Annotated in this window: 5 protein-coding genes; all 5 read right to left on the bottom strand. The window is 64.6% G+C overall.

Annotated features, from left to right (window positions below; all coding sequences use genetic code 11):
* Positions 1 to 127 precede the first annotated feature (127 nt).
* The gene (fusA, locus tag EX88_RS0120065; RefSeq protein WP_031373764.1) at positions 128 to 2,245 is read right to left on the bottom strand and encodes an elongation factor G; all 2,118 of its coding nucleotides are present in this window, start codon (positions 2,243 to 2,245) and stop codon (positions 128 to 130) included.
* A 144-nt stretch (positions 2,246 to 2,389) separates the two neighbouring features.
* Positions 2,390 to 2,857, bottom strand: coding sequence for a 30S ribosomal protein S7 (gene rpsG, locus EX88_RS0120060; protein ID WP_031373763.1), 468 nt, complete (start codon positions 2,855 to 2,857; stop codon positions 2,390 to 2,392).
* Between the two features lie 86 nt (positions 2,858 to 2,943).
* On the bottom strand, positions 2,944 to 3,318 hold the full coding sequence (rpsL, locus tag EX88_RS0120055; RefSeq protein ID WP_031373762.1) for a 30S ribosomal protein S12: 375 nt from the start codon (positions 3,316 to 3,318) through the stop codon (positions 2,944 to 2,946).
* 307 nt (positions 3,319 to 3,625) lie between these two features.
* The gene (gene rpoC / locus EX88_RS0120050; protein ID WP_031373761.1) at positions 3,626 to 7,867 is read right to left on the bottom strand and encodes a DNA-directed RNA polymerase subunit beta'; all 4,242 of its coding nucleotides are present in this window, start codon (positions 7,865 to 7,867) and stop codon (positions 3,626 to 3,628) included.
* Between the two features lie 111 nt (positions 7,868 to 7,978).
* The gene (gene rpoB / locus EX88_RS0120045; RefSeq protein ID WP_031373760.1) at positions 7,979 to 12,142 is read right to left on the bottom strand and encodes a DNA-directed RNA polymerase subunit beta; all 4,164 of its coding nucleotides are present in this window, start codon (positions 12,140 to 12,142) and stop codon (positions 7,979 to 7,981) included.
* Positions 12,143 to 12,397: the final 255 nt, after the last annotated feature.

Genomic DNA, 12,397 nt, shown 5'->3' with positions numbered 1-12,397 from the left:
GATCGTGCCGACGTTCACGTGCGGCTTGGTGCGCTCGAATTTACCCTTAGCCATGGTTGTCTCTCTTTAAGGAATTACTTGTTGATTGCTTGAACGTGAGCCGGCCGGCAGGCCGGCTCACTTACGATCAGGACTTCTTGATCACTGCGTCGGCGATGTTGTTCGGCGCTTCGGCGTAGTGGTCGAATTCCATCGTGAAGGTCGCGCGGCCCTGGGTCAGCGAACGAATGGTCGTCGCGTAACCGAACATTTCGCCCAGCGGCACCATCGCGTTGATGGTCTTGCCCGACGGCGTGTCGTCCTGGCCCTGCAACAGGCCGCGACGACGGCTCAGGTCGCCCATCACGTCGCCGACGTACTCTTCCGGCGTCACGACTTCGACCTTCATCATCGGCTCCAGCAGGACCGGATCCGCCTTGCGGAAGCCTTCCTTGAACGCCATCGACGAAGCGAGCTTGAACGCCATTTCCGACGAGTCGACGTCGTGGTACGAACCGAACACGAGCTTGACCTTGACGCCGACGACCGGGAAGCCGGCCAGCGGACCGCTGGTGATGGTCTCGCGCAGGCCCTTCTCGACGGCCGGGATGAATTCCTTCGGAATCACGCCGCCGGTGATGTCGTTGATGAACAGGAAATCGTTCTCGACGTCTTCGTGCGCGCGATCTTTCTCGTTCATCGGCGACAGCTCGATCACGACGTGACCGTACTGACCCTTACCGCCGGACTGCTTGGCGTGCTTGTAGTCCGACTTGACGTCCGACTTGCGGATGGTCTCGCGGTAAGCGACCTGCGGCTTGCCGACGTTGGCTTCGACGTTGAACTCGCGCTTCATGCGGTCGACGAGGATGTCCAGGTGCAGCTCGCCCATGCCGGCGATGATGGTCTGGCCCGACTCTTCGTCGGTACGCACGCGGAACGAAGGATCTTCCTGCGCCAGGCGGCCCAGGGCGATACCCATCTTTTCCTGGTCCGACTTGGTCTTCGGTTCGACCGCCATCGAGATGACGGGCTCCGGGAAGATCATGCGCTCGAGGGTGATGATGTGATCCTGCGCGCACAGCGTGTCGCCGGTGGTCACGTCCTTCAGGCCGACCGCTGCGGCGATGTCGCCGGCGCGGACTTCCTTGATTTCGTCGCGCTGGTTGGCGTGCATCTGCAGGATGCGGCCGACGCGTTCCTTCTTCGACTTGACCGGGTTGTACACCTGGTCGCCCGAATTCAGCACGCCCGAATAGACGCGGAAGAAGGTCAGCGAACCCACGAACGGGTCGGTCATGATCTTGAACGCCAGCGCCGAGAACGGTTCGGTGTCGGACGCCTTGCGGGTGTCTTCCTTCTCGTCCTCGTCGATGCCGGCGACCGGCGGACGGTCGGACGGCGACGGCAGCAGGTTGATCACGCCGTCGAGCATGGCCTGCACGCCCTTGTTCTTGAACGCCGAGCCGCAGAACACCGGCACGATCTCGACGCGCAGGGTGCGCGCGCGCAGACCGGCGACGATCTCTTCTTCGCTCAGCTCGCCCTCGTTGAGGTACTTGTCCATGAGCTCTTCCGAGGCTTCCGCCGCGGCTTCGACCATGAACGCGCGAGCCGCTTCGGCGGTGGCCTGCAGATCGGCCGGCACGTCGCGGTATTCGAACTTGGTGCCCTGCGAAGCGACATCCCAGTGGATGGCCTTCATCTTGAGCAGGTCGACCACGCCCTCGAAGCCTTCTTCGGCGCCGATCGGCACCTGCATCGGCACGGCGTAGGCGCCCAGACGGGCCTTCAGCTGCTCGACGACCTTGTCGAAGTTGGCACCGGTACGGTCCATCTTGTTGACGAAGGCCATGCGCGGCACGGAGTACTTGTTGGCCTGGCGCCACACGGTCTCGGACTGCGGCTGCACGCCGCCGACCGCGCACAGCACGAACACCGCGCCGTCGAGGACGCGCAGCGAGCGCTCCACTTCGATGGTGAAGTCGACGTGTCCGGGGGTATCGATGATGTTGAAACGGTGCTCGGGCAGGGACTTGTCCATGCCCTTCCAGAACGCGGTCGTCGCTGCCGACGTGATGGTGATGCCGCGTTCCTGCTCCTGCTCCATCCAGTCCATCGTCGCGGCACCTTCGTGCACTTCGCCGATCTTGTGGCTGACGCCGGTGTAGAAAAGGATGCGCTCGGACGTCGTGGTTTTACCCGCGTCGATGTGCGCCATGATGCCGAAGTTGCGGTAACGCTCGATGGGAGTGGTGCGAGCCACGGGACCCTCTCGTAATAAGTTTTCGAATTCCAAATGGCCGGACGCCGCCTCGTGGGCGGCCTCCGGTTCGCTAGGCGGCCTTTACGCCGCCGCCGCAACATCTCATGCGGATGTTGCGAAGGCCCTGTTGCCAGGGCGCTCGGATCACCAGCGGTAGTGCGCGAACGCGCGGTTCGCTTCCGCCATACGGTGGGTCTCTTCGCGCTTCTTGATCGCAGCGCCGCGGTTTTCCGAGGCGTCGAGCAGTTCAGCGGCGAGCTTGCGCGGCATGCTGCTCTCGCCGCGCTTGCGCGCCGACTCGATCAGCCAACGCATCGCCAGCGCCATGCGGCGCGAGGAACGCACTTCGACCGGCACCTGGTAGGTGGCGCCGCCGACGCGACGCGACTTCACTTCGACCGACGGAGAGACGTTGGTCAGCGCCTTCTCGACCAGCTCGAGAGCATTCGGGCTCTTTTCGCCGATGACGTCCATCGCGCCGTAAACGATCTTCTCGGCGACGGACTTCTTGCCGCTCTGCATGACCATATTGATGAAGCGCGCGATCGTCTCGCTGCCGTGCTTGGGATCGGGCAGAACCGAACGCTGCGGGGTGGAACCTTTACGCGACATGGTGCGTACCTATTCTCGTGATTCTTGGTAGACGTATTTCCGGGACCCGGCGCTTACGCGAAGCGCCAGTCGACGAAACGACGCGCTTAGGACTTCGGACGCTTGGCGCCGTACTTGGAACGGCTCTGGCGACGCTTGGCGACACCGGCGGCGTCGAGCGAGCCGCGCACGGTGTGGTAGCGCACGCCCGGCAGATCCTTGACGCGACCGCCGCGGATCAGGACCACCGAGTGCTCCTGCAGGTTGTGGCCTTCGCCGCCGATGTACGAAATGATTTCGTAGCCGTTGGTCAGGCGCACCTTGGCGACCTTGCGCAGAGCCGAGTTCGGCTTCTTCGGGGTCGTGGTGTAAACGCGGGTGCAAACGCCGCGACGCTGCGGGCAATTCGCCAGCGCCGGCGAGGCGCTCTTGTAGGTGGTCGCCTGCCGCGGCTTGCGGACGAGCTGATTGATGGTTGCCATCTAGAACTCTATTGATGAGGGGCCGGGCGGCCGCTTCGTGAGAAACGAACGGCAAGCCGAATACACCCGACCCACCGAGACGAAAAAGTATAGCTCGCGTTTGACGTGGCCGTCAACGCGAGCGACGCGGACGAACGAAATCGGCGCCGGATAGCGCCAATTCCATTCCAACTCCGATTGATCCCGCCCTGCCCTGGGCCGAACACGAGGCGCTCCCTGCGCCTCATTTCGTGATCTGGGACGGCCCGAAGGCCGTCCGAATTACCTAGTTTAGCTGTATTGCCGTGCGATTACGAGCCGCAGCGCCTCAGGAGGCGCTGGACTCCTCGCCTGCCGCTTCGGCCACCGGGGCCGCCGGGGCCGGAGCCTCGACCGCCGGGGCCGAGACCGGGCCCGACAGGGCTTCCATTTCCGAGTCGGTCAGACCCGAGGCGTTCTTGCGGCGCTGGGTGTGGTACGCCAGGCCGGTACCGGCCGGGATCAGACGACCGACGATCACGTTTTCCTTGAGACCGCGCAGGCCGTCGCGGGTGCCGCGCACGGCAGCCTCGGTCAGCACGCGGGTGGTCTCCTGGAACGAGGCGGCCGAGATGAACGACTCGGTCGCCAGCGAGGCCTTGGTGATGCCGAGCAGGACCGGGTCGTACTTCGACGGGATCTCGTTGCGGGCCAGCAGGCGGGCGTTCTCTTCGACGAAGCGCTGACGCTCGATCTGCTCGCCGTGCAGGAACTTGCTGTCGCCCTGGTCGGTGATCTCGACCTTGCGCAGCATCTGGCGAACGATCACCTCGATGTGCTTGTCGTTGATCTTCACGCCCTGCAGGCGGTAGACGTCCTGGATTTCCTTGGTCAGGTACACGGCCAGCGGTTCGACGCCCAACAGACGCAGGATGTCCTGCGGGCTCGGCTCGCCGTCCACCACGGTCTCGCCCTTCTCCACGTGCTCGCCTTCGAACACGATGATCTGGCGGTACTTCGGGATCAGCTCTTCGTGCTCTTCACCGTCGGCCTGCTTGATGATCAAGCGCTGCTTGCCCTTGGTGTCCTTGCCGAAGCTGACGATGCCCGAGACTTCGGCGAGGATCGCCGGGTCCTTGGGCTTGCGCGCTTCGAACAAGTCGGCCACGCGCGGCAGACCACCGGTGATGTCGCGGGTCTTCGACGCTTCCTGCGGGATCTTGGCGACCACGTCGCCCACGCCGACCGGCGCGCCGTCCTGCAGGTTGACGATCGAGCGCGGCGGCAGCAGGTACTGCGCCGGCAAGTCGGTGTTCGGGATCTGCAGATCCTTGCCGTTCTTGTCGACGATGCGCACGATCGGGCGCAGGTCCTTGCCCATCGAGCCGCGACGCTTCGGATCGGTGATCTCGCGCGAAGCCAGGCCGGTCAGTTCGTCGGTCTTCTCGATCACGGTCACGCCGTCGACGAAGTCGATGAAGCGGATAAAACCGGCGACTTCCGAAACGATCGGGTGGTTATGCGGATCCCAGTTGGCGACGGTCTGGCCGGCCTTGATCTCGGCGCCGTCCTTGACCGCAACGGTCGCGCCGTACGGCAGCTTGTAGCGCTCGCGCTCGCGGCCGTGCGGGTCGAGGACCGACAGTTCGCCCGAACGCGACACCGCGACCAGGTGGCCGTTGGCGTGCGCGACGTGCTTGAGGTTGTTGAACTTGATCGAACCGGTGGTCTTGACCGTGACGTTGTCGATGGCGGCGGCACGCGAAGCCGCACCACCGATGTGGAACGTACGCATGGTCAGCTGCGTGCCGGGTTCGCCGATCGACTGAGCGGCGACGACGCCGACCGCTTCGCCGTGGTTGACCAGGTGACCGCGGCCCAGGTCGCGGCCGTAGCAGTGGGCGCACACGCCGAAGCTGCTTTCGCAGGTGATGGTCGAACGCACCTTGATCGACTGGACGCTGGCGTCCTCGAGCTTCTGCACCCAGGCTTCGTCGAGCAGGGTGTTGCGGGTGACGATCGGATCCTCGTCGTTGCCCGGCAGGAACACGTCCTCGGCCACGACGCGGCCCAGCACGCGGTCGCGCAGCGGTTCGACGACGTCGCCGCCTTCGACGATCGGGGTCATGGTCAGACCGCCGAGCGTGCCGCAATCGGTTTCGGTGATGACCACGTCCTGCGCCACGTCGACCAGACGACGGGTCAGGTAACCCGAGTTCGCCGTCTTCAACGCGGTATCGGCCAGACCCTTACGGGCACCGTGGGTCGAGATGAAGTACTGGAGAACGTTCAGGCCTTCGCGGAAGTTCGCGGTGATCGGCGTCTCGATGATCGAGCCGTCGGGACGCGCCATCAGGCCGCGCATACCGGCCAGCTGACGGATCTGGGCCTGCGAGCCGCGGGCGCCGGAGTCGGCCATGATGTAGATCGAGTTCATCGACTTCTGCGGAACGCGCTTGCCTTCTGCGTTTTCCACGGTGTCGGTGCCGATCGCGTCCATCATCGCCTTGGCCACGCGCTCGTTCGTGCGCGACCAGATGTCGACGACCTTGTTGTAGCGCTCGCCGGCGGTGACCAGACCGGACTGGTACTGCTGCTGGATTTCCAGCACTTCGGTCTCGGCCTCGGCCAGGATGCCCTTCTTCTCGCCCGGGATGATCATGTCGTCGATGCCGATCGAGACGCCGGCGCGGGTCGCGTAAGCGAAGCCGGTGTACATCAGCTTGTCGGCGAACACGACCGTGTCCTTCAGGCCGAGCATGCGGTAGCACGAGTTGATCAGGCGGCTGATGTTCTTCTTGGTCAGCTCGGTGTTGGCCAGCGCGTACGGCAGGCCGTCCGGCAGGATCTCGCGCAGCAGGGCGCGGCCGACGGTGGTGTCGACGATCGAGGTCTTGGGCTCGCGGGTGCCGTCCTCGTTGATCACGATCTCGCTGATGCGGACCTTGACCTTGGCGTGGATCTGCACGACGCGGTTGTCGTAGGCGCGCTTGACTTCGGCCACGTTGGCGAACGCCATGCCCTCGCCCGCCTTGTTCTCCAGGGCGCGGGTCATGTAGTACAGGCCGAGCACGACGTCCTGCGACGGCACGATGATCGGCTCGCCGTTGGCCGGCGACAGGATGTTGTTGGACGCCATCATCAACGCGCGCGCTTCCAGCTGGGCTTCCAGCGAGAGCGGCACGTGGACGGCCATCTGGTCGCCGTCGAAGTCGGCGTTGAACGCGGTGCAGACCAGCGGGTGCAGCTGGATCGCCTTGCCTTCGATCAACACCGGCTCGAACGCCTGGATGCCGAGACGGTGCAGGGTCGGAGCACGGTTCAACAGCACCGGATGCTCGCGGATCACCTCTTCGAGGATGTCCCACACCTCGGCCTCTTCACGCTCGACCAGCTTCTTGGCGGCCTTGATCGTGGTGGCCAGGCCGCGACGCTGCAGCTTGGCGAAGATGAAGGGCTTGAACAGCTCCAGCGCCATCTTCTTCGGCAGGCCGCACTCGTGCAGACGCAGGGTCGGGCCGACCACGATGACCGAACGGCCCGAGTAGTCGACGCGCTTGCCCAGCAGGTTCTGACGGAAACGGCCCTGCTTGCCCTTGATCATGTCGGCGAGCGACTTGAGCGGGCGCTTGTTGGTGCCGGTGATCGCGCGGCCGCGACGGCCGTTGTCCATCAGGGCGTCGACCGACTCCTGCAGCATGCGCTTCTCGTTGCGCACGATGATGTCGGGCGCATTGAGTTCGAGCAGGCGGCGCAGGCGGTTGTTGCGGTTGATGACGCGACGGTACAGATCGTTCAGGTCGGAGGTCGCGAAGCGGCCGCCGTCCAGCGGCACCAGCGGACGCAGGTCCGGCGGCAGCACCGGCAGCACGGTCATGACCATCCACTCCGGACGGTTGCCGGATTCGAGGAAGGCTTCGACCAGCTTGATGCGCTTGGTGAGGCGCTTGAGCTTGGTTTCGCTGTTGGTCGAGGCGATCTCTTCGCGCAGCTGCAGCATTTCGGCCTGCAGGTCGATCGTGCGCAGCAGGTCGTACACGGCCTCGGCGCCCATCGCGGCTTCGAAGTCGTCGCCGTGCTCCTGACGCGCGGTCAGGTACTGCTCTTCGGTCAGCAGGTTGCCGCGTTCCATCGGGGTCAGGCCCGGCTCGGTCACGACGTAGGCTTCGAAGTACAGGATGCGCTCGATGTCGCGCAGGGTCATGTCGAGCATCAAGCCGATGCGCGAGGGCAGCGACTTCAGGAACCAGATGTGCGCGACCGGCGAAGCGAGGTCGATGTGGCCCATGCGCTCGCGGCGCACCTTGGCCAGGGTCACTTCGGTGCCGCACTTCTCGCAGACCACGCCGCGGTGCTTCATGCGCTTGTACTTGCCGCACAGGCACTCGTAGTCCTTGATCGGTCCGAAGATGGCGGCGCAGAACAGGCCGTCGCGTTCGGGCTTGAAGGTACGGTAGTTGATGGTTTCCGGCTTCTTCACTTCGCCGAACGACCACGAACGGATCAGGTCGGGCGACGCCAGCGCGATCTTGATCGCGTCGAAGTCCAGCGCGGGACGCTGCTGGTTGAAGAGATTGAGCAAGTCTTTCATGGGTTTCTCCGGGAATCGGGAATCGAGAATTGGGAGTCGTCAGATCGGGCTTCGGGACGGGGACGGAACGCTTTCGCGATTCCCTCCCGCATTCCCGACTCCCGGCGGTCCTCAGTTCTCTTCCAGCTCCATGTTGATCGCGAGCGAGCGGATTTCCTTCACGAGCACGTTGAAGGACTCCGGCATGCCGGCGACCATCTCGTACTCGCCGTCGACGATGTTCTTGTACATCTGGTTGCGGCCCTGCACGTCGTCGGACTTCACCGTGAGCATTTCCTGCAGGGTGTAGGCCGCGCCGTAGGCTTCCAGCGCCCAGACTTCCATTTCGCCGAAACGCTGGCCGCCGAACTGCGCCTTGCCGCCCAGCGGCTGCTGGGTGACGAGCGAGTACGGACCGGTCGAACGCGCGTGCATCTTGTCGTCGACGAGGTGGTTCAGCTTCAGCATGTGCATGTAGCCGATCGTGACCGGACGCTCGAACGCCTCGCCGGTGCGGCCGTCGTGCAGGATCGTCTGACCGCTGCTCGGCAGCTCGGCCAGCTCGAGCATGCGCTTGATCTCGAACTCTGCCGCGCCGTCGAACACCGGCGTCGCCATCGGCACGCCGTCGACCAGGTTGTGCGCCAGGGTCAGCAGCTCTTCGTCGGTGAACTGCTTCAGATCGACGCGCTGACCGTGCAGCTTCTGGTCGTGGTTGTAGATGTCGTCGAGGAACTTGCGCAGTTCGGCGATCTTCTGCTGCGCTTCCAGCATGCGCTGGATCTTCTGGCCCAGGCCCTTGGCGGCCCAGCCCAGATGCACTTCGAGGATCTGGCCGATGTTCATACGCGACGGCACGCCCAACGGGTTCAGCACGATGTCGACGGTCTGGCCGTCGGCTGCGTACGGCATGTCCTCGACCGGCACGATGGTCGACACGACACCCTTGTTGCCGTGACGGCCGGCCATCTTGTCGCCCGGCTGGATGCGGCGCTTAACCGCCAGGAACACCTTGACCATCTTGAGCACGCCCGGCGCGAGGTCGTCGCCCTGGGTGATCTTGCCGCGCTTGTCGGCGAAGCGGCGGTCGAATTCCTTCTGGTGGACGTCGATCTGCTTCTGGGCGCGTTCGATCGCTTCGATCGCTTCCTCGTCCTTCATGCGCAGGGTGAACCAATCGGACTTCTTCAGGCCGTCGAGCACCAGGCTGGTGACCGTGTCGCCCTTCTTCAGGCCGGCGCCGCCGTTGGCGGTCTTGCCGATCAGCTGCGAACGCAGACGGTCGTAGATCGCCGCTTCGAGGATGCGGAACTGGTCGTCGAAGTCCTTCTTGACGCGACGGATTTCCGACTCTTCGATCTGGCGGGCGCGCTTGTCCTTCTCGATGCCGTCGCGGGTGAAGACCTGCACGTCGATGACGGTGCCGTCCATGCCCGGGGGCACGCGCAGCGAGCTGTCCTTAACGTCCGAAGCCTTCTCGCCGAAGATCGCGCGCAGCAGCTTCTCTTCCGGGGTCAGCTGGCTCTCGCCCTTCGGCGTGACCTTGCCGACCAGGATGTCGCCGGCGCGGACTTCGGCGCCGATGTAGACCACGCCCGACTCGTCGAGGCGGTTCAGCGCCTGCTCGGAGACGTTCGGGATGTCGGCGGAGATTTCCTCCGGCCCCAGCTTGGTGTCGCGCGCGACGCAGGTCAGCTCTTCGATGTGGATCGTGGTGTAGCGATCCTCTTCGACCACGCGCTCGGAGAGCAGGATCGAGTCTTCGAAGTTGTAGCCGTTCCACGGCATGAACGCGACCAGCATGTTCTGGCCGAGCGCGAGCTCGCCGATGTCGGTCGAGGGGCCGTCGGCCAGCACGTCGCCGCGGGCGATCACGTCGCCGACCTTGACCAGCGGGCTCTGGTTGATACAGGTGTTCTGGTTCGAACGCGTGTACTTGATCAGGTTGTAGATGTCGACGCCGGCATCGGTGACGCCGGAGATTTCCGACTCGTTGACCTTGACCACGATACGGGCCGCATCGATCTGCTCGATCGTGCCGCCGCGCAGCGCATTCACGGTCACGCCCGAGTCGCGCGCCACGGCGCGCTCGATGCCGGTACCGACCAGCGGCTTCTGCGCCTTCAGGGTCGGGACGGCCTGGCGCTGCATGTTCGCGCCCATCAACGCGCGGTTGGCGTCGTCGTGCTCGAGGAACGGAACCAGCGCGGCCGCGACCGACACGGTCTGCATCGGCGAGACGTCCATGAAGTGGATCTCGGACGGCGGCTTGAGCAGGGTTTCGCCCTGGTAACGGCAGGCGACGAACTGCGAGCTGATCATGCCCTTGTCGTCCTGCGGCGCGTTGGCCTGGGCGATGACGTACTCGTTCTCTTCGATCGCCGAGAGGAACTCGACGTCGTCGGTGACCTTGCCGTCCACGACCTTGCGGTACGGCGTCTCGAGGAAGCCGTACTTGTTGGTGCGGGCGAACACGGCCAGCGAGTTGATCAGGCCGATGTTCGGGCCTTCAGGCGTTTCGATGGTGCAGACGCGGCCGTAATGGGTCGGGTGCACGTCGCGCACTTCGAAGCCGGCGCGCTCGCGGGTCAGGCCGCCCGGGCCGAGGGCCGACACGCGACGCTTGTGCGTGACTTCCGACAGCGGGTTGTTCTGGTCCATGAACTGCGACAGCTGCGAGGAGCCGAAGAACTCCTTGATCGCGGCGGCCACCGGCTTGGCGTTGATCAGTTCCTGCGGCGTAAGGCCTTCGGACTCGGCCATCGACAGGCGTTCCTTGACCGCGCGCTCGACGCGGACCAGGCCGACGCGGAAGGTGTTCTCGGCCATTTCGCCGACCGAACGCACGCGACGGTTGCCCAGGTGATCGATGTCGTCGACTACGCCGCGGCCGTTGCGGATCTCGGTCAGGACGCGGATGACGTCGAGGATGTCCGAGGTCTTGCCCAGCTCGTTGCGCAGGCGCACGGACTCGTCGTCCTTGCGCTCGGCGAAGTACTTGGCGTCGTACAGCACCGAGGCGCCGAGGGTTTCCTTGCGGCCGATGCGGCGGTTGAACTTCATCCGGCCCACGCCCGACAGGTCGTAGCGCTCGAAGGTGAAGAACAGGTTGTGGAACAGGTTCTGCGCGGCGTCCTTGGTCGGCGGCTCGCCCGGACGCATCATCCGGTAGATTTCGACCAGGGCTTCCAGCTGCGTCTTCGACGGATCGATGCGCAGGGTGTTGGAGATGTACGGACCGCGGTCGAGGTCGTTGACCCAGATCGTGCCGACCGACTCGATGCCGGCCTTGCGGAACGCAGCGAGCTGGTCGTCGCTGATTTCGTCGTTGGCCGAGGCCAGCAGTTCGCCCGAACGGGTGTCGACGACGTCGTGCGACAGGATGCGGCCGACCAGGTAGCTGTCGGGCACGGCCAGCGCGGCGATGCCGGACTGCTCGAGCTGCTTGACGTGGCGCGCGGTGATGCGCTTGCCGGCTTCGACGATGACCTTGTCGCCGTCGGCCAGATCGAAGTCCAGGGTTTCGCCGCGCAGGCGCTCGGAGACCAGCTCCCACTGCACGCCCTCGGACATGATGTGGAAGGTGTTGATCTCGAAGAACTCGGCGAGCATTTCTTCGTTGTTGTAGCCGAGCGCGCGCAGCAGCACGGTGACCGGCAGCTTGCGGCGACGGTCGATACGGGTGAACAGCGCGTCCTTCGGGTCGAACTCGAAGTCGAGCCAGGAACCGCGGTAGGGAATGATGCGGGCGCTGTACAGCAGCTTGCCCGAGCTGTGGGTCTTGCCGCGGTCGTGATCGAAGAACACGCCGGGCGAACGGTGCAGCTGCGAGACGATGACGCGCTCGGTGCCGTTGACGATGAAGGTGCCGTTGTCGGTCATGAGCGGGATTTCGCCCATGTAGACCTCTTGCTCCTTCACGTACTTGATGGCCTTGGTCGACGACTCGCGGTCGTAGATCACCAGGCGCACGGTCACGCGCAGCGGGGCGCCGTAGGACAGGCCGCGGTTGCGGCACTCGCGCTCATCGAACACCGGGTCGCCGAGCTTGTAGCCGACGTATTCGAGAGCAGCGTTGCCGCTGTAGCTGGAGATCGGGAACACCGACTTCAGGGCGGCGTGCAGGCCGCGATCGGCGCGCTTGGCCGGGTCGGTGTGCTCCTGCAGGAATTCGCGATAGGAATCGACCTGGATCGCGAGCAGGAACGGCACTTCGAGGATGGACTTGCGCTTGCCGAAGTCCTTGCGGATGCGCTTCTTTTCGGTGAACGAATAGTTCGTGGAAGCTGTGGTCATGGTGAGCTACCGCCTCGATTAACTTTAATGGGCCGGGAAAGCCGCCGTGGCGTCCTTCCGGGCAGACCGCGCGTCCGCGGTCCGGGGGAACAAGGGAAAATTGCCAGTGGGAAGTCGCTGGTATTGCCGGCACCAGCACGCCTTCTCCCGCTACTTCCGACTGGTAACTCGGATGACGCCGGGAACATCGGTTCCCGTGGAACGGCCAAAGGCCGGGGACTTTCGTCCCCAGCCTTCAGTGGTCGCCAAAGTGAC

This window comes from Lysobacter antibioticus, assembly GCF_000731095.1.
GTDB classification, from domain to species: domain Bacteria; phylum Pseudomonadota; class Gammaproteobacteria; order Xanthomonadales; family Xanthomonadaceae; genus Lysobacter; species Lysobacter antibioticus_B.
Note: the sequence above shows the minus strand (reverse complement) of the source record. Positions and strands in the feature narration are given on the sequence as shown.

Bases quoted from the DNA above. Each gene is read 5' to 3' on its own strand.
- rpsG (WP_031373763.1), bottom strand. From the start codon at position 2,857: ATGTCGCGTAAAGGTTCCACCCCGCAGCGTTCGGTTCTGCCCGATCCC.
- rpoB (WP_031373760.1), bottom strand. From the start codon at position 12,142: ATGACCACAGCTTCCACGAACTATTCGTTCACCGAAAAGAAGCGCATC.
- rpsL (WP_031373762.1), bottom strand. From the start codon at position 3,318: ATGGCAACCATCAATCAGCTCGTCCGCAAGCCGCGGCAGGCGACCACC.
- rpoC (WP_031373761.1), bottom strand. From the start codon at position 7,867: ATGAAAGACTTGCTCAATCTCTTCAACCAGCAGCGTCCCGCGCTGGAC.